The following is a 23,421-nucleotide window of genomic DNA, read 5'->3' as shown; positions in this document are numbered from 1 at the left end:
GGAGGATATATACGAATAGGTCCGGGGAGCGTACATGAATACAAAGGCATTCTTTCTAATCGGATTTTAGCGGGGCTGAGCCGGTTTTCCCTTCGCGGCGGTAATCTCTATACTATTAGTTGTGTTCAAAAAAACCGTTGCGAGCGGATAGGAGATGACTTGACTTGGCTTATGATGAAATGTTGGTACGCCGGAGCGAGATGCTGAAGAAACGGATTGGCGCGATGATCGCCAAGGAAAACCAATATGGATTAGGAAAACAAGAGGGTCAATTTCTGCGGAGAATGATTAGAGAACTGCATCAAACCGCTTATGAAATGAATGCGAAAGCCGAAGTGTAAAAACGGATGGGCCGGTCATCGTGCGAGTGCGCGATACCGGCCCTTGTTCTTTTAGGCGACATACCGGGATAAGGAAATCAATGCGGTAATGGTGATAATATTCAGCAATGTCGAGATCAATACGGTTTGGGAGGCGAAATCGGGCTCATTGTTGTATTCTTCGGCCAGAATCGTGCTGTTGACACCGGTCGGCATGCCGGAAGCGATCAGCAAAGCCTGGGCGGGAATGCCTTTAAGCCCGAGCAGCCATATCAGCAGGAACCCGATAGCGGGGCCGATCAGGAGGCGCAAGGCCACGCTGAGATAAACCTCGAACCGGTCCAGCCGCAGCGGATATTTAACGATCTGCGCTCCCAGCGTCAGCAGGGCGACGCTGACCATGGAGTCCGACACATAGGCCAGCGGCTTGCCGATAAATTCCGGCAGCGGAAGATGCAGGACGTGAAAAGCCAGTCCCAGTACGAGAGCGTAGGGTACCGGCATTTTGAGAAATCCGATCAATGCGGCCTTTAAGGTTCCGCCGGACTTCGCCCGTTGGACCGACATCACACCGTAGGTAAAGGTCACCAGGCTTTGAAAAGTCATGATCAACGCTTGGAGCGAGGTGGCCAAGGCGTCCCCCTTAAAGGCCAATTGATTGATCGGCAGACCGTAGTTGCCGGAGTTATCGAGGATCAGACTGTTTGTAAAGGCGGCCTTCAACCCGCGGCTGAATTTCAGCCTACGGCTGACCAGGCTGCTTACGGCATAAAGCAGGAGCACGTACAGTACGTAAAATAAAGTGACATTCCCGAGCAGCTCGGGAGACATCTCCGATTGATACATACTGAGAAACACGACGGCGGGGGTGATATAATAGAAGTTGATTTTGGCCAAGGTGTACAGATCAAGCCGGAATGCCCGCTGCATCAGGGCACCCAGCCCGATCAGCACGAAAATGGGCAGAACGACGTCCAATAAAATCGCGGCGATCATCGTGCGGTTCATCTTCTTTCTGTAATTAGTGTAGGTCATAATTCGATTGCCGCCTGTTATTATAACATGATCCGGTCCGGGATAAAGTGAAGTGATGTAAAGGAGGAGAAGAAAGTATGGAATTGGAACCGCTCCGGAATCGCAATAACGCCGTTTTGGCTGAACTGGAACGAATCGTTGCCCTGGAAATGGAACTGACCTTGTTTAACGCCCGCCGCACGCTGTTTTCCGCGGATAAACAGGTAGAGGTGCGGAACATGGACGGCACAATGCTGCTGGTGGACCGGGAATCCCCGCGATCCGAATACTATAACCGGGTCATCGGATTCGGCCCGGACAGCTTATCCAAGCTGTCCGAAATCCTGCGATTTTACGGGGAATGCGGAATCACCCCCTGTTTCGATCTGACGCCGGACAAACAGACGGCGGAGGTGGCTGCCGCGCTGGCCGGCCAAGGTTATGTTCCCCGGCTGCAGCTTGCTTTCTTATCCGCATCGGTGGATGGAGCGCGGGAGCCTGGGGAAGAGAACCGGGATTTTCGGATTGAAGCGGTCAACGAGGATAACGTGGAAGCTTTCTTGGATTTGATCGTTCTCTCCAACGGGGGGCAGCGGCCGGCTCGCGAGTTGCTGGACAAGAAAAAGGAATATTATTACCGGCCGGAATTTAAAAACTGGGTCGCCTGGGCCGGGGAGGAACCGGCCGGCATGGCGTCGCTGTTTCTACGGGGAGAGGAAGGGTACGCGGCGAACGACTTTACGTTTCCCGCCTTCCGGGGCCGGGGCTGCCAAACGGCTCTAATCCGCCATCGATTAAGGGCCGCGAGGGAACTCGGCATCCGCAAGCTTTATGCCGACGTGGAATTCGGCGGTACCAGCCACCTAAACATGCTGAAGGCGGGGTTCTCCACGGCATTTATCAACGCGTTCTGGATGAAAACCCGTTAATCGGCGGCCGGATTCCCGGACGGAGGTTAGCGGCCGGACAGCTTTCGCCACGTTTGGTTCAATACCTCGGAGAGAACCAGCCCGATGGCGATCGAACCGGAGATCAAGAAAGCCTGGGCCGCCAATTGAACCGCCGTATTGTAGTCGTTCTCGACGAAGTTCCGCATGGCGTCATAGGCCAACCCGCCGGGCACCAGCGGGATAATTCCCGAAACGCTGAACAATATGACCGGTTTTTTGTGCGTCCGGGCGAAAATTTGGCTGACGACGCCGACGATAAAGGTCGCGGCAACGGTAGCCAACACGGTATCCAGACGCTCGTTCAACAGCACGTAGACCGCCCAGCCCAACATACCGGACGCGCCGCATTGCAGAAGCGTGCGTTTGGGAGCATTAAATATAATGCCGAAAGCGGCCGAGGCGATAAAACTTGTAACCAGATGCAGCGCCAGATTCATAACGCATCGAATCCTCTTTTCTCCATTATAAAATCGTAAAGACCACCGCGATGCCCGCTCCGATCGCAAAGGCGGTCAGGAAGGCTTCGGCGCCCCGGGACAATCCGGAGACCAGATGACCGGCCATCAGATCGCGCACGGCGTTGGTAATAAGCAGTCCGGGCACGAGCGGCATGACCGAGCCGATGATGATCTTGCCCGGGTCCGCGCCAAGCCCCGCCCGGAGCAGCAGATAGGCGAAAATGCCGATCAGGAAGGAGGCCGTAAACTCCGCGAAAAATTTGACTTTCACCAGCCGATGCAGAAGAATCAAGGCCGAAAATCCGAGACCGCCGCAAACGATGCCCGGAAGGAAGTCGGAAAAGCCGCCTTGAAACATCAGGGTAAAGCAGCCGCTGGCGATGGCGGCGGCTCCGATCCGCAGGGGAACGGCATAGGCATGCCCGGACGATTCGATGGCCGCCAGCCGGTTCCGGGCCTCCGCCGCCGTAAGATCGCGATTCGCCAGCTTACGGGAAATGTCGTTTACTTCCGCGACCTTTTGCAGGTCTGTCGTTCTTTCCATAATGCGAACCAGTTTGGCCCACCGCATATTGTCGGACTGAAACATGATCCCGGTCGGGGTGACGTAGCTGTGCGAGCCGCTCAATCCCAGGGCTTCGGCAATCCGCGTCATCGTATCTTCCACCCGGTAGGTTTCCGCGCCGCTTTGCAGCATGATTTTGCCGGCCATCAGGCAGACTTCGATCGGTTCCTGCTCCTCGGGCCCCAATGCACTTTCCTCCATTTTCATCCTCCTTATACCCTGTTGAAGCCATTATAGCATGGGAAACCGGCAACATGAGAACATGTAAAAAACGTGTCGAATTATACAGGGAATTTGTCGAATATTATCGAATTATGTTAAATTTTATTGTATTTTTTACGGGTTTTTTCCAGATTTATATGTTATGCTTACTTTGTCCGTATGAAATACGCTGCAGCGGGTTCAACAAGGTGGGGGTATGGCATATGCTTCAAAGTTTGATCAACAACTTCACTGCTTTGACCACTTTTCTGTTTCTCGGTTATATTGTCTGGTCGAAATGGCGTTCCTCCGGAGAGAATGGAAGGTTCAGAGCCTTCAAAAGACAATTTCTGCTTGGGAGCGCGCTCGGTCTGTTCGGCGTCTCCTTGATGTACATATCGTTTCCTCTTAATTCCTCGACTTTAACCGATCTTCGACAGCTCCCGATCCTTATTTCCGTTTCCATAGGGGGATGGGCCGCAGGCGGGATTACGACTCTGATTATCGGGACGTATCGTTTATTCTTTTTGAACGGGTTTACTATTTCTTCGATGCTGGGCTCGCTCGATGCGTTGTTGACCTATGTCATCGCCATTTGCATCCTGAGGGAATACCGGTTATCCCTGCGGAGATGGAATTGGGCCGTGGGTTTATCGGCCATCGTTACCGCGGCGGTTTTTTACTACCTTCTAGAGGATGCCGATAAATGGGTTGCCATTCTCGTCTTTATTCTCATTTTCTTCACCGGCGGGCTCTTTACCTTCTCCATGCTGACTTATTTGAAGCGTTCCAATGAATCGCTGCGAATGATGCGGGAAGCGGCCCATCGCGATTTCTTAACCGGCTTGTTTAACGCGAGAGCCTTCGAATTTATGATGGAGCAAAAAACAGAAACCTCCAACCGTTCCAGTGTCCCTTTTACCCTATTGATGCTGGATATCGATTATTTCAAACGGGTCAACGATACTTATGGGCACCCGGCCGGCGATGCCGTACTGTCCCAGATCGCGGACGTGCTGCGCGGCACCTTTCGGCCGGGGGATCATATCGCCCGTAAAGGCGGCGAGGAGTTCGCCGTGATCGTCGACGCTTGCGATTCCGAGCAAATCCGGATTATTGCCGAGCGCCTGAGAAGAAACGTGGAGAACCACGTGTTCCGGTTACCCGAAGGGACGGAAATCCATATCACCGTGTCCGCGGGAAGCGCGACGTACCCCGACATCGATAGCCATCTGTTGGTAGACAGAGCGGACCGGGCGTTATATGAAGCCAAAGCCACGGGAAGAAACCGGGTATGTCGGGCCACGCTCCCTTCGCCCTACCGATTCGGAAAGCCCATGGATACTTGATAAAGCTTACGCATTGATGCGAAAGCTTTTTTTTATTTCCTCCGAAGGAAAAGAAACCCTCGCCTTTTTGCATGAAAATCGGCAGATGCTGGCAAAATAGGCTTACCTTGAAACCTAATCGCAGCCGAAAAGGAGGAATCCGGGCTTGAGTTCAAAAACGAAAAAACCGGCGGATGAGTGGCTGGCGGAAAAAATGTCGGGACAGGTCGATTTTGAAGAGCGGCGTCTGGGGCCGGGCGACGAGTTTCACGTGCAGTATATGCGCACTCTGACGAATTCCGATATCATTTTTCGGTTTATAGTTACCCCGAGTTACGAGATGGGGGATGTTCAGGCCTTTAAAAATTATATCGCTTCTTTTCCCGGTACCGTCCAGCCGAAAGATATGGAACAGTTGATGGAATATGTGCTAAAAGGGTATGTCGTGATTACGATCGAGTCCGAATGTTATCTGTTCGAAGCGGTTAAAACGGAGACGAGCGGGATCGGCGAAGCGATCAACGAGGCGATCGTTCAGGGACCGCGGGATGCGCTCAGCGAAAATATCGAGTTGAACATCAATCTTATTCGCCGGAGATATCAGTCCTCCGCCTTAAAAATCGAGATGCTTACCGTCGGTAATGTATCCAAGACCACGGTGGCGATTCTGTATGATGCCGACCGGGTGGATCGGCAGGTGCTCGATGAAATGCGGGAGAAGATCGGAGGCGTCAAGGTGGATATTTTGCAGTCGGCCGGTGAACTGGAGAAATACATCACCACGCAGAAATTCCGGGTGTTCCCGACCATGGTCGTTACCGAACGCCCCGATCGGGTCGTGTTTAATATCGCCGAAGGTAAAGTCGCCGTACTGATGAATACGACCGGGTTTGCGATTTTGGCTCCGACGATCTTTACCGACTTCTTTACGGCCATGGACGATAAAATCCAGGTGCCTTTGGTGGGGTGGTTTTTGAAGGTGATCCGTTACATCGGGTTGTTTATGACGCTGACGCTGCCCGGGTTTTATGTGACCTTCGCCTCTTACAATCCGGAAATTCTGAAAGTTCAAATTTCGCTCTTGATAGCGGGAAGCCGGGCCGCGGTCCCTTATCCGTCTTTTATGGAGGTCTTCCTGATGCTTCTGATGATGGAGTTTCTGACGGAGGCGAGCTTGCGCCTGCCCAAGGCGATCGGTCCTACGGCCACGACGGTGGGAGGGCTGATTCTCGGTCAAGCGGCCACGCAGGCCGGTCTGGTCAGCAATATCATGATTATTCTCGTCTCGGCCGTCGCGATCTCGAATTTCATTATCCCGTTAAGCATGATGGGATACACCGTTCGCGTGATCAAGTACATTATCGTCCTGTTTGCGATCACGTTTGGGCTGGTCGGGATGGTCGTCTCGGTCGTCGGACTGATCTTGTATCTTTCGGGGATGCGCAGCTTCGGCAGGCCCTATCTGAAAATGACCTTATTGGAAATCAAGTCAAAGGGTGAGCGAAGAAATGGTTAGCGGCAAATACATTTACTATTTGTTCCTGATGAACGCGTTGATTAACATCATCAACTTCGTGCCCCGGATTCTTGTATTGATGCGGTTTCACGGTGCCTTGATGGCCATACTCATCGGGACGGTCGTGGGAACGGCCATTTTGTTTGCTTTTACGCGGTTGATGTCCCGTTTTCAGGGGAAGGGGCTGCCGGAAATCTTCAACCGGTATCTCCCGCGTGTTTTCTCCGTCCCGCTCTTGCTCCTTTATTCGATATTCTGGTTCGGCGCGGCGATCGTCACGATGCTTTCCTTCGTGGATATCACGCTCCGCTTTATCAGCCCGGATATCTCCCCGTATGCCGTCATGATCGGGTTTCTGCTCCTTTCCTCCATCTGTGCGCGGCTTTCGTCGGAGTCGATTCTGTACGCGTTGGAGACGATCCTGCTGCTGATCACGCCGCTGATCGTCTATATTCTGGTCAAATCGTTAACCAGCGAGGGATTCAGTTGGGATGCCGTATTGCAGACGATTACCTATTTATGGACCAAGCCGAATTATTCTGCGGTGGCCGGAGCTACCTTTATCTTCTCGGGCTATATGAATCTGGTGGTGTTTAACCGGAATTTTCGCAATTTAAAGACCCGATTATTATGGGTCATTCCGGTTACGGCCTTTGTCATTCTGCTGGTCACCTTTCTTGTCCCCATCGGTTATCACGGGACGGTGGGAGTGGAAGATCATGTTTACAGCTGGTTCTCCACGGCGGATTCGATCCGAATGGAGCTTTTTATTATCGAGCGGGTGCTGTTCCTGTTCTATACCACTTACTTGTCGCTTTCCCTATTTAGCATGACGATTCATTGGCATGTCGGACTGGAGTTGTTTAAAGGGGTATTTAGGTCCAGGCATGAGAAAAAGGAAAGTAAGAAAGGCGACTGGTGGATCCTGATTCCCGTTTGCATCGTGACGCTGCTGCTGATGTCGTTTATGAATCAGGTCCGACTGGCTCAAATGGGACAATGGTTTTTAAATATTCGGTTTGCCAATGAATTTGTGCTGCTGATCGCCCTTTATATAGCCAATAAAAGGAGTGCGAGGCGAACATGAGAAAGGGTATTTGCTGCTTGATCGCGATCGTGCTGCTCGTGACGCTGACGGGATGCCAGTTCAAAGATATCGATAAGCGATCGTTCGTGCTGGCCATTGGCGTCGACCGTCCCGAGGATCCGAACCAAAGGGATCAGTATGAAGTGACGCTGAAAATGGCGATCCCGGAGGGGGACCCGACCAAGCGAAGCCAAGAAGCCGTAATCATTACGGAAATCGCGAAAAGCGTACCGGAAGCGATCCGTTTAATCAAGTCCAAGATCGATAAAGAACCTGATTTCAGTCACTGCAAGGTGATGGTGTTCGGCGAATCTTTTGCGCGGGATAATATCGTTTCGATGACCGATTGGACCGCCAGACGCCGGGATATTCAGTTGATTATGTACGTCGCGGTCGGCAAGCCTTCGGCCAAAGAAGTTGTGAATATGCAGACCAAGAGCGAACGCCTCCCCGGAAACGCCCTTATCTTAAGCTTGGGGACGGAAGGGACGGAATCGCCGTTCATTACGACGATCTATTCCTTCGACCTGCATCGACGGGTTAACGAGCGCGGCATGGATCCCCTGATGCCTGTCGTTGAGGCGAAAAAGCCGGATATGCTGGTGATCGACAAAGTCGCGCTTTTTGACAAGAAGAAGATGGTCAGCATCTTGTCTCCGGATGAGACGAGAATGCTGAATTTACTGCGGACCCGGAATTTGCGTACAAGCTTTCATATCGAGGCGGAGGGGCAAAAGATCGACTACAATCTGGAGAGTTCAAGGCCCAAATACCGCATCAAGACGGGGAAAAACGGGAAAGCCGTCATTGCGTACAAGCTCAGCGGCAAAGCGATGATAGAAACCAACGAAGAAGGCGCCAAGATGGACGGCCTCCGAATGAAAGAGGCTTCAAAGACGGCCAACAAGCGGTGGGAAGAAGATAGCATGAAGCTGCTGAAGAAAGTCCAGTCTCTCGGCGTCGACCCTTTCGGCTGGGGCTTGCGTTATACTTCCAGGAACTGGAACAATAACACCGAGCTGAAGCAATGGCAGCAGCTTTATCCGGAAGCCGAATTCCAGGTCAAGGCAAATGTGAAAATTCAATATTCCGGAATGATCCGTTAAGTCCGGACGTTGACGAGCAAAAAGCCTGCCGAAGTGCAGGCTTTTTTACTGTGCCCGTTTATCTTCTAGTCGATCACTGCTCTTCTTCAGCAACCATACGAGGAAGCAGCGGATCAGAACCGCCAATGCGATATAGATCGGGTAGGAGTAATAATGTTCCCAATTCAACATACGGTAGATGCCTAGCGCCACAAATATCGGTTCACCCACAAAACTGAAGACGGCCGCACCCACGATCTGGGCGATCCAAAACGCTTTCCAGCTTCTGAAGTATTGATACATCAGCATATAAAGCACCGGCAGGAGCGAAAGATCAATAGGAGACAAAATGGGAACCAAGGGGGAAAGTTTGTATTTGTAGGACCATAACCTCAATTGAAGACCGGTATGATCCATGATGTTAATCAGGACTATAATGATCAGCCCGTACAACAAGATCACTTTAAAATTTCGCTTGTCTACGAGCCTCCACCAAACGACCCAGGGAATGAGGAGGGTTGCAAGCAAAATCCACCACTGGATCGAAAACAACACGTGATCGAGCCAGAACTGCTGCTCCAACTCCGCAAGTTGTCCTCTTAACTGTTCGATTTCTTTATAGGATATCAAAGCCGATTCCGTCTTCTCATTTTGTTTTGGCCAGCCCCAGCGCCATATGGTCCCAAAGCAGATCCTCCACCAGTTCGGATTGGCTATCCTCACAGGTTACAATCAGGATGATTTCGCTCCCTCTCTTGTCCGTTCTCCTGCTTCGAGGCTTGCGTTCTTTTAACAAGTACATCAACACACTGATCAGGAGTCCGAAGATTATACCTGCCGCTGCGCCGATCAAGCCCCAAACGACGGGTCCCCAGGTCCATACGAATCCTTTGCTCGCTCCAATGGTGGAGAACAGGAACCCAAAGACAAAAGGTTTGTCCAGGAAGGACACCCCGTCACTGCGGTGGAGGGAATCCATCAGTCGTGGAGTTTGCTTCCGTGCATCGAGCGGAACCGCGTAAATATCGGTAATCCCCTTCGCTTCAAGCTCGGACACCAAAATTTCGGTGAATACGGAATACTCGAACGTCGCAAAAAACTGCATCAATCCACTCTACTCCTTATGGTGAAAAATCGCCCCTTCGGCTGGTAGTTGCGCAGCAGAAAGTTTTTTAAATCCTTGTTGAACAACTTGTTGTTCTCAACAGCGTTTGTGTAGGACTCGTAGATGTTGAACAAATACATGGATGGCAAGTAAAGCAGCCATTGCGCATCCAGCACGGCGGACGATCGCCGAAGATCTCCAAGGATCAAGTAATGCAGGGACAAAATAAAATTGGATCCGTCAATGATCAGGATCGTGAAGATCAATACCGAAACGGCCAGTACAATACGGTGCAGATACAGTTGACCCATACTCGGAACGGCCGCCGACCATAAGGCGGCGAGCCACGGTTTTCGCTTGTCAAGATAGTTAATCTCCAACGCTCCTATACTGAACGTATTAAAAGGAGCATTCTCCCGTTCGGCGAGTACATAAACCTTGTTCAGGTCTACCGACGTACGATAGCTGTCCCATATGGCGAACAGGTATACCGGAATGTACAGCATGACGAATTCGGGGTTAAGAACTTCTTTGGCCGCCTGAAATTGGCCGTTAAAGGAATGGACCATCGCCAAATTCAAGTGAATTTTTTGATTAATATACATTTCCCAGGTCACCAGAGCGTATCCGCGAAGATATTTGTTCAGCAGCAGATGCCCGAAGCCCGGAAAGGCCATTGACCAGCAGGCAACGATATAGGGATTTCTAAAATGAATTTGCGTCGTGCCCAAAAGGCTCACATAAGCCTGATACCGCCTGTTGCGGTGTGGAGTTCGAAAATTATCCATCTGAGGACCGCCTCTCATCAACCGATACTACTAAGGATTTCCTGTTCCGGCGGGGGTTATGTAGATGCCTTGAAAAAGTCCTTCTCCATAAAGAATCCCCATCCCGCACAAACCGGGATGGGGGAATGTCGAAGTCACTCGCTGTCGTCTCCGTCATAGCCGTTAAGCAGATCCGTGCCGTGCATGGCGTCCGGATCGGGCGCCGAAGGGTCCACGGGACTGTCCTTCTGGATCGCGTCGGCGTCCGGAACGTCCGGCAGCGGTTCCGTGGTGTCTTCGGCACCAGTGGCACGGCGGGCTTCCGACTCGTCGCCGGGTTCGCTTAAGCTTTGGGTAATCCGCGTGTCGTGGGGGAGCAGATCATCTCCGGGAATATCATTCTCGGGTCGGTACTCTTTGAGCAAATTATATCTTTCATAGGCTTGTTCCCCCGCATTGGGGCTCGGTTCATTCGGCATTCTGCTTCGCCTCCTTATTTCAGAACGTTTACTTGGAGTTTACCCCAATCGGACAATTTCAAACGAGCGGCTGTTTTCGGCGACGGTAAACCCCAAAAAGCAAAGAGGCTGTCACCGTCACCTCTAAGGATGATCGGGTCAGCCTCTTTTTTTCGATAGGGCCCGGAAGCCGTTTAGAACTTGGGAAACACGTATTTGACCAGAAAGTACAGGAAACCGAAAAAGATAATTAAATAGGCCGCATATTTGATAAAGGTTGCCGCAACCATGCTGGGCTCCGATCTTTCCTGGACGTCCCTGCGCTCCACATCGACACTGTTGACTTCCTTCCGATCCCGAGGCTCGTACACGGAATTTCCCTCCTTCATCGCTAGTGGTCTGTTTGCCTATTCTTAAACGCTTGGCGCCTTGATGAAACAAGGGGAAAACGGGCGCAAACGGGGGGCAGCGATGGCTGTTGACTTTTTCGCGGCAGGACGGCTACAATTTCTCAAGAACCCTCGGAGCGGTTTTCCGAGCTAAAGCAGGAGATGAACGTTCAAGTGGTAACCATATACGATATTGCCAAAATCGCCGGTTGTTCCCCGACCACGGTGTCGAAAGTGTTTAACGATTATTCGGATGTCAGCCCCAAGACGCGTGCCAAAATATTGGAGACGGCCGAGCAGCTCGGGTATCTCCCGAATGCCCATGCCCGCTCGCTGACGATGAAACGCTCTTGGACGATCGGAGTGCTTTTTAACGAGCCTTCGGGTGCGGGGATTTTGCATCCTTATTTTGCCGGGGTCATCGAAGGATTTAAGAAGGTATCCACTTCGAAGGGCTATGATTTAATGTTCGTCACCAAGGATATCGGCGGAAAAAAAAGCGGGTATGTGGAGCACTGCAAAATTCGCGGTGTGGACGGGGTTGTCGTCATTCTGCCCGATTATGGGGATCCGTATTTTCAGGAGCTGCTGGATTCCGACATTCCGTGCGTGCTTCTGGATCAGGAGTCGGAGCAAAAGAGCACGATCTGTTCCGACAATATCGCGGGCGCCATGCAGGCAGTGGAGTACCTGCATCGGCTCGGCCACCGGCGGATCGGCCATATCGGCGGCGGGCATAGTTTCGCGGGGGAGAAGCGGCTTCAGGGTTACCTTCGCGCGATGGAAAACTTAAATCTGCCTGTCGAACCCCAGTATGTGATTCAAGGCAGCTATGATTATACTATGGAGAGCGGCCAGGCTGCGATGGAGGAGCTGCTTCTGACGGATGAGCTCCCTACGGCGGTGTTTGCCGCCGGGGACAACCTTGCGGTCGGAGCCATGATGACCCTGAAAAAACGGGGGCTCCGCGTACCGGACGACATCTCGTTGATCGGGTTCGACGACATTGAAATGGTCAAATTTTTGACACCGGCCTTAACCACCGTCCGGCAGGATACTTATGCACTTGGCAGCAAAGCAGCCGACATGTTAATCTATACGATAGAAGGCGGGAGCGGAGTGCAAACCGCTATGTTGCCGGTAGAAATTGTCATCAGGGAGTCTTGTCGTTCGCTTTAACGCGGTCCCTGGTTTTTTTTTCGAAACAAATCGAAACCGGTTTCGACCCTTTCGCCAAGCTATTTTTCAAGAGGATTTGAATAAGGTTGGAGAGCAGTTTTATAACCAAAGATGGAGGAGGAATACGAATGTCAAATTACAGGTTTGAGCAGGATGCTTTTGTCATTCAACAGTTCGATAAGGCTAAGCCGTTTTCCAGCTTCCTGCCTGGTCTGGCCGGGCTTAAAGGGATTCCGATGTGGACGTTTTACGTCAATCGGGGGCAGGCGGTCTGCAGTTTTGGGATTCGGGACAAGAACAGCCCGATCATGGAATTTTCCCCGGCCAGCGTTACTTATCAATCCGTTTCGATGAAAGGGTTCAGAACCTTTATCAAGGAGAGCGGAAGCTCGGAGATATACGAGCCGTTCCAAAGTATGCATCCGGATCCCCAGGCTCACCGCAGCATGCGGATTCTGGCTAATGAAGTCGGCATTGAAGAAAAGCATGAAGGCAAGGGATTAAGCACGAAAGTCACTTATTTTCATATCCCGAACGACGATTATGCGGCATTGGTCCGCCAAGTGGACTTCACGAACGATTCGGATCGGACGCTTCGCTTCGAGGTACTCGACGGGTTGCCGGAAATTCTGCCTTACGGGGTGGAGAATGCGGGATACAAAGAAATCGGCAATCTGCTGCGGAGCTGGATGGAGGTCGAAAATCTGGAGAACGGAATTCCCTACTACCGGAACCGCTCCAGTACGCACGACGAAGCGGAGGTGAGCGAAATCCGCAGCGGCCACTTCTACCTGTCCTTCGATGAACAGGGCAGCCTGATCCGGCCGTTCGCCGATTTTGAGCTGATTTTCGGCAGCAATACGTCATTGGCTTATCCCGAGCGCTTTGCCGGGACGCCGCTGTCCGAGCTGGCGGAACAGACGCAGTACTGCACCAACAAGGTGCCGTGCGGATTTTCCGGGGCAGCCGTGGAATTGGCGCCGGGGGAGTCCAAGCGTATTTTTACGCTGATCGGTCACTTCGACAGTGTGGAACGGCTGAATGAGAAAGCCCCTTCGATCGCGGTACCGGCCTATATTGAGCGGAAGCGGAAGGAAGCCCGGGAATTGACGGAAGCCTTGACGGCCGACGTGACCACGAAAACAGCGATGCCGCTGTTTGACGCGTACGCCAAGCAGAGCTATCTGGACAATTTTCTGCGCGGCGGTTACCCGTTTATTTTCGAGAATGGCAGAGAGGGCTTCGTGATACACCTGTATTCCCGCAAACATGGGGATTTGGAACGGGACTATAACTTTTTCTCGATCGCGCCCGAGTATTATTCCCAAGGCAACGGCAACTTCCGGGACGCCAATCAAAACCGTCGCAGCGACATTTACTTCAACCCACGCGTAGGCACCTTCAACATCAAAACGTTCTTCAGCCTGATGCAGGCTGACGGCTACAATCCGCTCGGCGTAGAGGGAACGAGCTTCCGCGTGCCGGAAAGCCGTTCTTCGGAGCTGGAACAATGGCTGGCCAAAGCCGCCGGCAATTCCCGGAAGGAGCTGCGGGAGCTCTGTCTCCGGAAATTTACGCCGGGCAAGCTGATTTCCTATGTGGCGCAGCACCAGGTATCTCTACAAGTGGAGGAAGAGGCGTTTTTGACCGGCATTTTGTCCCTGGCCGAACAGGAAATCGAAGCGACCTTCGGGGAAGGTTACTGGTCCGATCACTGGACTTACAATATGGATCTGATCGACAGTTATCTCGATATATTCCCGGATCGGAAGGCCGCTTTGCTGTACGAGGAGCAGGACTATACGTACTTTGACAGCCCGGCCCGAGTTTTGCCGCGGAGCGAGAAGTACGTAATTAGCGGGGGGCAAGTTCGGCAGTACGGGGCCATGGTGCTGGATGAGGAAAAAATGCAGCGGCAGGGTTTGACGGCAAAAAGTACGAACTGGCTGAAAACGAACAACGGCGGCGGAGAGATCTACCGTACCAACTTGTTCGTGAAGCTGCTGTCCCTTTCCCTGGTCAAATTTGCGACCCTCGATCCTTTCGGCATGGGGATCGAGATGGAGGGGAACAAGCCGGGCTGGAACGATGCCATGAACGGGCTGCCGGGCCTCTTCGGTTCCGGAATGAGCGAAACCTTCGAGCTGAAGCGGATGCTGAAGTTCGTGTCGGAATCCGCCGAAGAAGCCGCCTCGCGGGAGATCGCTGTCCCCGAGGAGATCGCGGACCTGTTGCGGACCGTGACCGCCCTGCTCTCTCGTCATCTAAGCGGCGAACTGGATTCCTTCTCCTATTGGGACCAGGTAACCTCGGCCCGCGAGCGTTACCGGGAGAGCATCCGTTACGGCATCACCGGGGAGGAGCGCACGCTTCGGCTTTCGGATCTGCTTCCGGCTTTCCGTCAGATGCTGGACAAAATCGACGCCGGGATCGCGGAAGCCGTGTCGCTGGGGAACGGGCTCGCGCCGACCTACTTCGCCTTTGAAGCCGTAGCGTACGAACCTGTGCTGGACGGCCAGGGGAAACCCGTGATTAGCGGCTACGGGCTGCCTAAAGCGGCGGTGAAGAAATTTGCCGTCCGCCCGCTGCCTCATTTCCTGGAGGGTCCGGCCCGCTGGATGAAGACGCTGGAGGACCCGGCGGAAGCGGAGCGCGCTTACGAATTGATTCGCGCCAGCGACCTGTTTGACGACAAGCTGCGCATGTACAAAACCTCGGTCAGCCTGGGCGGGGAATCACATGAAATCGGCCGGATTCGCGCGTTTACGCCGGGATGGCTGGAACGGGAATCGATCTTCCTGCACATGAGCTACAAATATTTGTTGGCCTTGCTGAAGGCGGGGCTGAAGGAACAGTTCTTCGAGGAAATCCAGACCTCGCTCATCCCGTTCCTCGATCCGGAGGTTTACGGGCGCAGTACGCTGGAGAATTCCTCGTTCATCGCCTCCAGCGTCAATCCCGATCCCCAGGTGCACGGCCGGGGCTTCGTCGCCCGATTAAGCGGCTCCACCGCGGAGTTTATCAGCATGTGGATCACGATGATGGCGGGCAAGCGGGTGTTCCGCGTTTCCGGCGGCGAACTGCAGCTCTGCTTCAACCCCGCTTTGCCGGGCTGGCTGTTTGACGAACGCGGCGAGGTGAGCTTCACCTTCTTGGGCAAGACGCAGGTCACCTATCGCAACCCGAGGAAGAAGGACACCTACGGCAGCGACGCGGCAACGATTCGCGGCATAGCCGTGCATAAAGCCGACGGATCGACGGTGAACCTGGAGGGTTCCGTGATTGCCGGCGGTCTTGCGGAGGACATCCGCGGCGGAGGGGCGATCCGGATCGACATCGACATGGCCTAAATCCCGCGCCGCAGACATTTCTGAAATCATAGTAAAATCTTTCTTTAGGCTCTGGATTCTCCTGATCTACGGATATCCAGGGCCTATTTTTCGCTGGAACGGCTTCCCTGGAAAACTAGTAAATTGGAAGTTAATTGCATATCGACAAAAGTATTCATAGATTAAACGCATCATTAACGGTACAATATTTCTGATGCAGGTCACATTAAAAAAGTTCTTTATTTTCCATATAATTGAAGGTTAACGGTTTTGCCGCAGCGAATTGATATATTTGGAGTAGCTCTTTATTTCATTGGCAGGGGTGCTGGAATGAAAGCCTTTTTTAAAGCGGTAGCCATCATTTTTGTACTGGTTGTGGTGGCTTTTTGCGCATTTTTACTGGAAGTTCCGGATTCCAAGCATGGAAGCGACCGGGCGATCAAGGAGTGGGAAGTCACCTGGACGGATCGATTCGATCCGAATATGAGCGTGGAAGATTTGGAGCGGTTGCCGGGATGGACGAGGGTGGAAGCTGATGGCCCCAAGCCAGAAGTTCCAACTTGGGCTAAGGCCCAGTGGGTCAAGATTGGAATTCCTGAATTCGATAAAGGTAAGCCTACCGTCCTTTTTGAAAAAATTTACGGATACAATGTGGTCATTCTTTCCGGAGATCGAGTAATCTTTGAATCGGAACGAAAATACAAGTACGAAACCAATACGATTTTGCTGCCGTTGGACCAGTCGGCAGAAGGTAACTCCATATATGTTGGTATCAAATCAGGTTCAAGAATTGGATTGCAGAGCGGCGTGCTTTTAGGCGATTATGCGGAGATGCAGAATACGTATATTAAGGACAATCTGACGGATTTCATAATCGGTTGTGCCTTAATATTTATAGCAGTAGTCATGCTGATCTGTTCGCTCTTTTTAAAAAACAAGAATCTGTCCAGCTGGTTCTCCTTATGTTTAATTATTTTAGCCAGCGGCATCATTGTTATTACTTATTCATCATTTCTCTATTCTCTGTATGGGAAATATGGTGGTATTTATGTAGTGTTGTTTGATCTGTCACTTCTTGTTTTGTTGCCGTCGTTTACAACTTTTTTTGAAAGTATTTTTGGTAAAGGCTACAAGTCAATTATCAGCAAGTACAAGAAATTTCAACTAGGGTATTCTCTTTTTTGCGTACTCTTCATGATCGTGAACTTACTCAGCGGCAACCAGTTTTACGATTACTATAAAATAGCTACAGTAACGGTACTAGGTATTATTATGATCGTCCAGTTTATTCTTCTGATTACCGTTTCAACGATTTATACAATTCGTGGGAATCAGGAGGCCATTATTTTTTCTGTCGGATTTGCTATATTTGCACTTCTGGGTATTGTTGAATTGAGCTGGTTCTTCTTTAAATCTGCCTACTATGATCTTTATCTTTGGAAGTGGGGCGTTGTTTGCTTTGTAATTTCTCTGATTATCATCCTTGGTAAAAGATTTGCAAGGAATCATGAGCAGGTGGTCGAATACTCGAAGCAGCTCGAAATGTTTAACAATGAACTTCAACGTTCCGAGAAAATGGAGATCATCAGTGAACTGGCGGCTTCCGTCGCACACGAAGTGCGGAATCCATTGCAAGTAACCCGAGGTTTTCTGCAGTTACTCGTAGCCAAGCAGAATTCTGCCGATAAGGTTTATTTAAGCATGGCTCTGGAAGAACTGGACCGCGCCTCCAGTATCATCACCGATTTTTTGACATTCGCAAAGCCGGAAGTCGGAAAGGTAACCGAGTTAAATGTGCTAAATGAGTTTATTCATATCGAAGGTATTTTGGTACCGATGGCCAATCTCCAGGGAGGCAAAATTTCCGTCCATATTCCGCAGGATCTATACATTAAAGGCAATTCTTCGAAATTCAAGCAAGCCTTCATAAATATTATTAAAAATAGTATCGAATCTCTTCACGGAGAAGGAGAGATTCAAATTTGGGCATATGAGAAGGATGGGGAGGTCAGTATCCACATTAAGGACACCGGAGAGGGAATGGATGAAGAAGTGCTGTCCCGATTGGGCGAACCTTACTTCTCCAACAAAACCAAAGGGACTGGATTGGGGCTTATGGTAACCTTCCGTATCATCGAAATCATGAACGGGAAAATCAACTTTACTAGTAAAAAAGGAGTAGGGACCGAGGCGGTGATCCGATTCCCCGCATTGAAGCATGCTTGAGAACTGGACCAAGGTTCACTCGTATCCCTACTCAGTACTAAACAATAGGCAAGAATTAACTCCAGACTGCATTAGGCTTGACTTCGGACTTAATTACATTAGAAGGATTTGGAGGCAGTACAAGATAAAATTCATCGGAATTCTCTTCTATAGTTTTTACTTTGATGTGATCCGGGAGAATTACACCGAGTGCCTCCTGGATTGCGGCTTTGGGATCGGTGAGAAGTTTTTCTTTAAAACTCGGATCTTGCCATGCTTTTTCAATAACCTTGTTTTGAAGGAGAGCTCCTGATGTCATAAGATCACCCTTTCCTATGAAAATGGTTATATTTTCCTAGTCAGTATATCATGAATCTTTTATGAAATCTACTTTCAACTCATATGTTTGGTCAGCCAGTATCCCAATCCTCCCGCTTGGAGCAATGCGTTTCGCTCCCGCTCCATCTCTGCGGCTCCGTCATTAAGATTGGTTCGGAGAGTGGCATGAAAAGCAACCAGATCGGGCACAAATTCCTGAATGTTCAGCAAGGAATCGTGATTCCGGTTTCCAAGCTCCGCTAGCCGGGATAACGCTCCGAAAACCGTAATGCCCCTCCGCACTTCATCGGCTGTAGGGCGTCGTTCTTTGGGAATGTCCAGCTCGGTCTGGATGACCGATACCAAGGCGTTGTAACTGTTCTCCTTGAGGTCTTTCTCCCAATCGTCCCAGTCGTCCAGCAATTGCAGGGTTATCAAAACGGTGTCCACGGCTTGTTCGATTTGCGGGATCCGTTCGCCCCGTTTGGCCAGCAGCATCGCACCCGCAACGGAAAGCTTGACGGGCGCAGCTTTGTGCGCCATTTTTACCGGGTCATCATAAAAATAATCGGACACGGCCTCCTTGGATACGGCTTCCGCCCATTCGGCAACGTATTTTTGATGATAAGCCCAGAACGGAGAATTTCCCGGAAAATAGCGTTGGTACATCTGGATAAACTCCAGGTGAATCAACTGGGCCATCGGCAACCGACCGGTTTTGGCGGAATCGGGTTCATCCATGGCCGCATCGACAAGCTGGTAATACAACATGCCGAGAATATTGGCCGCCGCTATCCGGCGACAGTCCGCCAAATCGATATCGGCCGGCTCCTTTAACCAGAAGGGCAGAAGGTAGCAGATATAATTTTTAGAGGACTTTTCTCGAAGAACATGAAATTTGTGAAGAAATTCCACAGCCGGTTCCCGTAATGATGCGGGCAGAACGGTGAGCCTCTTCTCGGCATCGTCAAATGCCAGCTTTAATTCCTCTTCATAGGCATGCAACCAATTCAAGTTTATCCTCCTTTTATCAGCCATCAGCGATTTTCTAATTTATTCCTAATTATAAGTGAAGCTTCGCCAAGAAGGAAATTTTTAACTTGAAGGCTGTATGCCGGTAAATTTACGAATGATCCTGAGTCGGCCGGTGCTCGGGCTGTTCATGAACGGCGCTGCCATCCTCAAGCCGCAGCCAGGTATCAAAGCCGCGGGCGCCTGCGGTCAATTGGATGACTCTGGCTCCGCGGGGGAAGCCCTCCCTGCCATAGGTATGGAAGCCGCTCGCCCGGCCGTAGCACAGCCGGATACCGTGCAAAACGCCCCAGTAGTCGTTCACGTGGTCATGACCGCAAAACGTGCCCATGACATCGCCCATCTCCACCAGCGCCGCGAAAAGCCCCGAGTTGATCTGCGGACTGCATACCGGTTCATATTTATGACCATAGCACACCTGCTTGTCCCAAAGTTCCTGATACTCCGGAATCGGAATATGAAAAAAAGCCAAGGCCGGCGTCTTGACCGCCGCTTCGGGAGGGTTTAATCTAGCCGACTCCGCAGTCAGCCATTGAATTTGCTCCCGCGTAACCCAGCCATAGCCGGGAATGTGCTCGTGACTCGAATAGCTCCCCGAATCGAGAAAATACAGATTGGCCGCAGGCTGTCCGCTCTGATCCGCCAACTCAAGGACATAGTTTCCCACGCCGGGGAGATCCGCCGGCCCGGGTACCGCCAAAGTGTGCCGGTGCTCCGTGACGACCTGCATCAGCTCCTCCCGGGTTATCCCTTGCTCGGTATCGTGATTACCGAACACGAGGGCCCAGGGAATTTCGCGTTCCTCCACCGCCGCTACCGCCTCCCGCAGCGCCTGGGACGGATTTTCGCACTTGGCGATTCCGTCCGGGGACGGACCAGTATAAATCACGTCCCCCGTAAACACCACAAGATCCGGCCGCTCCTCTTCTATAACGAGCTCCATAAGCGCCCGGGTGCGCTGATCTATTTCCTTGCCGTCCTTCCAATGCAAATCCGTGAACTGAACGATGGTAAATGTGCCGTCTTCCCGAAAAGTTAAACGTTGGCTCATCCGCTGTTCCTCCCGATTTTATATCTCACTACTTGCAGATATGTTGTATTGTTGTACTGTTGTATTGTGTTGTTTCTTGTTGTTTTAAGAGATTTTATCCCCGGAAGCGGAACCTGTCAATGAAATTGTTAGCATCCGGCGCGGTTGGACTTTGTTTGACAAGCGGCTTGACGGCGAATAAACTGATTTAAAACAACAAAAAACCACAACAATACAAACGAGAAGCGCCTGGGCGCAAAGCAAAAGGAGCAGAGGGAGAGCGATGTCATTAACATTTGAGGATAGAAAGACCACCATTTTGGACCAATTGGACAAGGAAGGCAAGGTTCATGTACATAGGCTGGCCAAACAGCTCAATGTGTCCACGGAAACCGTGCGCCGTGATTTGGAAAGGCTTGAGAAGGAGGGGCGCTTGAGAAAAGTTTACGGCGGAGCCGTCCGGGTACGTGTCGAGCAAACGGAACCGCCCTTCTTCAAGCGATCGCTGATGCAGCAGCAGGAGAAGTCGGAAATCGGGGCTCTCGCCGCGTCCCTGATCAAGGACGGAGAGACGGTTTTGCTCGACAACGGAACAACGACGCTTGAGATTATGCGGGCGATTAAGGATCGGACACAAGTAACCGTCATTACTAATTCGGTGCCGATCTTGAATTACGCTTTAAATGAGTTTCGGGGCAGGGTCGTGTTCGCCGGTGGGGAGATAGATCCCAAGGTTCAAGCGGCCGTGGGTCCTGTTGTTCATCGAACATTGGACGAATTCAAGGCCGACAAGGCGTTTATTTCGGTGGGCGGCGTTTCGCTGACCGACGGCGTGACCGACTATGATCTTGAAGAGGCGGCGGTTTCCCGCAAGATGATGCAGCGGGCGGAAGAATCCCTCATCGTGGCCGATCATACCAAACTCGGCGTGACGACATTCGCCAAAATCTGCCCGCTGGAAAACGTCTCTGTACTGCTAACCGACGCCTCCTGCCCGCAGGAGTGGGTGAAAGGGCTGAGGGAGCGCGAAGTGGAGGTCATGATAGGGGCAAGGATTTGACTGGGGCTTTTCGGGAGATCGTAAGTTATTTTTGAGCTGCTGCTGTTCCCCGCGATTCCGATTTGGGGCCGAATCAGACAACCCTCGATTAAAAATTCCTGCATATCTGCAAGTTTTTTTCGTGTTCGGAACCCAAATTTCAAAATGCCTGCAAATCTGCAGGAATTTTCGACGAAACCGGCTCGTTTCTCTAATATTGCTAAAAATACCTGCAGATTTGCATCTTTTTTCGCATCCCCTCGGGGATCAGCCTAAAATACCTGCAGATTTGGTTACTACTTAGGACTTCCTGCTTAAGTGCGGGAAGTTTTTTTTTTTCTATAAAAAAGGGTTTATAACTCTTTTGTCAAAAAGGTAAGTTAATCCAATTCATGAGAGGAGCGTCACCCATGCATCTATCCCCTGAACAAGTCCATGCCATATGCAAGGGCGACCCCGAAATTATCACTGCCTTTAACGCCTTGCTGCAGGTGATCGATCAGCAGGCCAAACGTATTGTAGAGTTGGAGCAACGCGTTCAGGAACTTGAACGTCAACTCGGTCAAAATAGCAACAACAGCAGTAAGCCGCCTTCTAGCGATGGGTTCCGTAAAACCAACAATCTCCGGCAATCCGGTGGAAAAAAAGGGGCACCCAAAGGTCATCCCGGGCAGACGCTGCGTATGGTGGCACAACCGGATGAAATCCAGATTCATCCGCATGCGATCTGCACTTTCTGCCATACGTCTCTGGCAGACATCCCTGCTCAAAGGTATGAAGCCCGGCAAGTCTTCGATCTACCTCCTGTCAAATGGAGCGTCACCGAACATCGGGCCGAAACGAAGTGCTGTCCGTCCTGCAGGGCCACAAGTACAGCTGCTTTTCCTGAGCGAGTAAAGGCCCCTGTGCAGTACGGTGATACGCTACGGGCTTGGACCAGCTATTTGAGTGTCTACCAATTGCTGCCTTTGGAACGCATTGCTCAGCTTTTCGAAGATTTGACAGATCACGGTCCGAGTGAGGCTACGCTGCTCTCGCACCTCCAGCAGATGTATACCTCCTTAACTACGCCTGAGCAACAAATCCAACAGCACCTGCTCCGGAGCCCGCTCATCCATGCGGATGAGACCGGGTTTCGCGTTAACGGAAGCGGGGTCTGGATGCATACGGCGAGCAATGGCAGCTTCACACACCTCACCGTTCACAGTAGCCGCGGTACCCAAGGAATGGCGGCCGGAGGGATCCTGCCCGCCTATAAAGGTACGGTTGTCCATGATTGCTATGGTCCGTACTTCAACCCAAAGTCGTTTTCGTTCCGCCACGTTCTGTGCAATGCGCATCTCCTTCGGGAATGTCAGGGCATTACCGAGAACGATAATCACCAATGGTCGGGGGAAATGAAAACATTGCTGCAAGAAAGTTGGAGCCTGGTGTGCGCCTCCCGCGAATCCGGCAAGCCTCTCCCGGAACTGGTGGTCCAGGAAATCGAGCAGCACTATGACGATATTCTTTTTCGTGGCAGAGAAGAATGGAGTAAGAACGTCGTTGCCAGGAAAAAGGGCGTACGCGGCAGACAAGCCAAAGGGAAGGCCGGGAATTTAGCAGAGCGGTTTGAGAAATGGAAATCTGCTATCCTCGCCTTTCTTCGAGATGCCCACGTACCGTTTGACAATAACCAAGCCGAGCGAGATATTCGTATGGTCAAGGTGAAGACTAAAATTTCTGGAGCATTCCGCACCGAAGCCGGCGCAGAACATTTCGCCCGTATTCGCGGAGTCATCTCTACCCTCCTCAAACAAAAACGCCCTATCCTGGAATCGCTCTCTTCCGCTCTTCAGGGCCGTCTCCAATTCTAAACTGCTACCTAAGTAGTAACCAGATTTGCATCTTTTTTCGCATTCAAGCGTGAATCGGTCTAAATACCTGCAGATTTGCATCCTTTTTGAGTTGGGAGTGGCGGAAGCCTGCTGGGAGACCTTGACCGTCGCGGGCTCCACCTGCGGTTGGGAGGTCTGCGGTCTGAATCAGAGGATGGGGAACGTGAGG

General features: G+C 51.5%; 22 protein-coding genes. 11 read left to right on the top strand and 11 right to left on the bottom strand.

Features of this window, described 5'->3' with window-relative positions:
• The first annotated feature begins 164 nt into the window (after positions 1 to 164).
• Complete coding sequence (locus FRY98_RS28385; RefSeq protein WP_170287041.1) at positions 165 to 341, top strand: hypothetical protein; 177 nt, start codon at positions 165 to 167, stop codon at positions 339 to 341.
• A gap of 51 nt (positions 342 to 392) precedes the next feature.
• Here FRY98_RS28385 and FRY98_RS06630 read toward each other — a convergent pair whose 3' ends face one another.
• The gene (locus tag FRY98_RS06630; protein WP_148451225.1) at positions 393 to 1,316 is read right to left on the bottom strand and encodes an AEC family transporter; all 924 of its coding nucleotides are present in this window, start codon (positions 1,314 to 1,316) and stop codon (positions 393 to 395) included.
• Positions 1,317 to 1,432: 116 nt separating this feature from the next.
• Between FRY98_RS06630 and FRY98_RS06625 the strand changes: the two genes are divergently transcribed.
• Positions 1,433 to 2,263: a GNAT family N-acetyltransferase gene (locus FRY98_RS06625; RefSeq protein WP_148450890.1), complete on the top strand. Its 831-nt coding sequence runs from the start codon at positions 1,433 to 1,435 to the stop codon at positions 2,261 to 2,263.
• Between the two features lie 26 nt (positions 2,264 to 2,289).
• Here FRY98_RS06625 and FRY98_RS06620 read toward each other — a convergent pair whose 3' ends face one another.
• Together FRY98_RS06620 and FRY98_RS06615 are read right to left on the bottom strand one after the other, a co-directional pair.
• Positions 2,290 to 2,721, bottom strand: a complete 432-nt coding sequence (locus tag FRY98_RS06620) for a threonine/serine exporter family protein (protein WP_148450889.1) — start codon at positions 2,719 to 2,721, stop codon at positions 2,290 to 2,292.
• Positions 2,722 to 2,746: 25 nt separating this feature from the next.
• Positions 2,747 to 3,508 (bottom strand): threonine/serine exporter family protein, encoded by a 762-nt coding sequence (locus tag FRY98_RS06615; protein WP_148450888.1) that lies wholly within the window; start codon positions 3,506 to 3,508, stop codon positions 2,747 to 2,749.
• Between the two features lie 224 nt (positions 3,509 to 3,732).
• On the opposite strand from FRY98_RS06615, the gene FRY98_RS06610 reads away from it, so the two are divergent.
• From FRY98_RS06610 to FRY98_RS06595, 4 genes are all read left to right on the top strand, one after another.
• Positions 3,733 to 4,857: a GGDEF domain-containing protein gene (locus FRY98_RS06610; RefSeq protein ID WP_170287040.1), complete on the top strand. Its 1,125-nt coding sequence runs from the start codon at positions 3,733 to 3,735 to the stop codon at positions 4,855 to 4,857.
• A 145-nt stretch (positions 4,858 to 5,002) separates the two neighbouring features.
• The gene (locus FRY98_RS06605; RefSeq protein ID WP_249043339.1) at positions 5,003 to 6,352 is read left to right on the top strand and encodes a spore germination protein; all 1,350 of its coding nucleotides are present in this window, start codon (positions 5,003 to 5,005) and stop codon (positions 6,350 to 6,352) included.
• On the top strand, positions 6,345 to 7,439 hold the full coding sequence (locus tag FRY98_RS06600; RefSeq protein ID WP_148450886.1) for a GerAB/ArcD/ProY family transporter: 1,095 nt from the start codon (positions 6,345 to 6,347) through the stop codon (positions 7,437 to 7,439). Before FRY98_RS06605 ends, FRY98_RS06600 begins: the two co-directional genes overlap by 8 nt.
• Entirely contained in the window at positions 7,436 to 8,545 is a 1,110-nt protein-coding gene (locus FRY98_RS06595; RefSeq protein ID WP_148450885.1) for a Ger(x)C family spore germination protein, read from the top strand. The genes FRY98_RS06600 and FRY98_RS06595 overlap by 4 nt, the downstream gene beginning before the upstream one ends.
• A gap of 45 nt (positions 8,546 to 8,590) precedes the next feature.
• Here the strand turns inward: FRY98_RS06595 and FRY98_RS06590 are convergent, their stop codons facing one another.
• From FRY98_RS06590 to FRY98_RS06570, 5 genes are all read right to left on the bottom strand, one after another.
• Positions 8,591 to 9,154 (bottom strand): CBO0543 family protein, encoded by a 564-nt coding sequence (locus FRY98_RS06590; RefSeq protein WP_148450884.1) that lies wholly within the window; start codon positions 9,152 to 9,154, stop codon positions 8,591 to 8,593.
• A gap of 16 nt (positions 9,155 to 9,170) precedes the next feature.
• Positions 9,171 to 9,632: a hypothetical protein gene (locus tag FRY98_RS06585; protein ID WP_412067032.1), complete on the bottom strand. Its 462-nt coding sequence runs from the start codon at positions 9,630 to 9,632 to the stop codon at positions 9,171 to 9,173.
• Complete coding sequence (locus tag FRY98_RS06580) at positions 9,629 to 10,417, bottom strand: hypothetical protein (protein ID WP_148450883.1); 789 nt, start codon at positions 10,415 to 10,417, stop codon at positions 9,629 to 9,631. Before FRY98_RS06580 ends, FRY98_RS06585 begins: the two co-directional genes overlap by 4 nt.
• A gap of 134 nt (positions 10,418 to 10,551) precedes the next feature.
• A complete protein-coding gene (locus FRY98_RS06575; RefSeq protein WP_148450882.1) occupies positions 10,552 to 10,875 on the bottom strand; it encodes a hypothetical protein in 324 nt (107 codons plus the stop codon).
• 173 nt (positions 10,876 to 11,048) lie between these two features.
• On the bottom strand, positions 11,049 to 11,225 hold the full coding sequence (locus tag FRY98_RS06570) for a hypothetical protein (RefSeq protein ID WP_225040840.1): 177 nt from the start codon (positions 11,223 to 11,225) through the stop codon (positions 11,049 to 11,051).
• 192 nt (positions 11,226 to 11,417) lie between these two features.
• Between FRY98_RS06570 and FRY98_RS06565 the strand changes: the two genes are divergently transcribed.
• From FRY98_RS06565 to FRY98_RS06555, 3 genes are all read left to right on the top strand, one after another.
• Positions 11,418 to 12,422: a LacI family DNA-binding transcriptional regulator gene (locus FRY98_RS06565; RefSeq protein ID WP_148450880.1), complete on the top strand. Its 1,005-nt coding sequence runs from the start codon at positions 11,418 to 11,420 to the stop codon at positions 12,420 to 12,422.
• Between the two features lie 128 nt (positions 12,423 to 12,550).
• Positions 12,551 to 15,772, top strand: coding sequence for a cellobiose phosphorylase (locus FRY98_RS06560; RefSeq protein ID WP_148450879.1), 3,222 nt, complete (start codon positions 12,551 to 12,553; stop codon positions 15,770 to 15,772).
• 309 nt (positions 15,773 to 16,081) lie between these two features.
• Positions 16,082 to 17,977, top strand: a complete 1,896-nt coding sequence (locus FRY98_RS06555) for a sensor histidine kinase (protein ID WP_148451222.1) — start codon at positions 16,082 to 16,084, stop codon at positions 17,975 to 17,977.
• 55 nt (positions 17,978 to 18,032) lie between these two features.
• Here the strand turns inward: FRY98_RS06555 and FRY98_RS06550 are convergent, their stop codons facing one another.
• From FRY98_RS06550 to FRY98_RS06540, 3 genes are all read right to left on the bottom strand, one after another.
• Positions 18,033 to 18,275, bottom strand: a complete 243-nt coding sequence (locus FRY98_RS06550; protein WP_148450878.1) for an NHLP leader peptide family RiPP precursor — start codon at positions 18,273 to 18,275, stop codon at positions 18,033 to 18,035.
• Between the two features lie 74 nt (positions 18,276 to 18,349).
• Positions 18,350 to 19,288, bottom strand: coding sequence for a hypothetical protein (locus tag FRY98_RS06545; RefSeq protein ID WP_249043337.1), 939 nt, complete (start codon positions 19,286 to 19,288; stop codon positions 18,350 to 18,352).
• A gap of 109 nt (positions 19,289 to 19,397) precedes the next feature.
• Positions 19,398 to 20,357 carry a metallophosphoesterase family protein gene (locus FRY98_RS06540; protein WP_148450876.1) on the bottom strand — a complete coding sequence of 320 codons (960 nt, stop codon included), beginning with the start codon at positions 20,355 to 20,357 and terminating at the stop codon, positions 19,398 to 19,400.
• 262 nt (positions 20,358 to 20,619) lie between these two features.
• Here FRY98_RS06540 and FRY98_RS06535 point away from each other — a divergent pair, with 262 nt between their 5' ends.
• Together FRY98_RS06535 and tnpC are read left to right on the top strand one after the other, a co-directional pair.
• The gene (locus FRY98_RS06535) at positions 20,620 to 21,396 is read left to right on the top strand and encodes a DeoR/GlpR family DNA-binding transcription regulator (protein ID WP_148450875.1); all 777 of its coding nucleotides are present in this window, start codon (positions 20,620 to 20,622) and stop codon (positions 21,394 to 21,396) included.
• A 389-nt stretch (positions 21,397 to 21,785) separates the two neighbouring features.
• Positions 21,786 to 23,231, top strand: a complete 1,446-nt coding sequence (gene tnpC / locus FRY98_RS06530; RefSeq protein WP_170287039.1) for an IS66 family transposase — start codon at positions 21,786 to 21,788, stop codon at positions 23,229 to 23,231.
• The last annotated feature ends 190 nt before the right edge of the window (positions 23,232 to 23,421 follow it).

Source organism: Paenibacillus faecis, from assembly GCF_008084145.1.
Taxonomy (GTDB): Bacteria; Bacillota; Bacilli; order Paenibacillales; family Paenibacillaceae; genus Fontibacillus; species Fontibacillus faecis.
The sequence above is the reverse complement of the archived record's forward strand: the minus strand, read 5'-3'. Positions and strand labels throughout refer to the sequence as shown.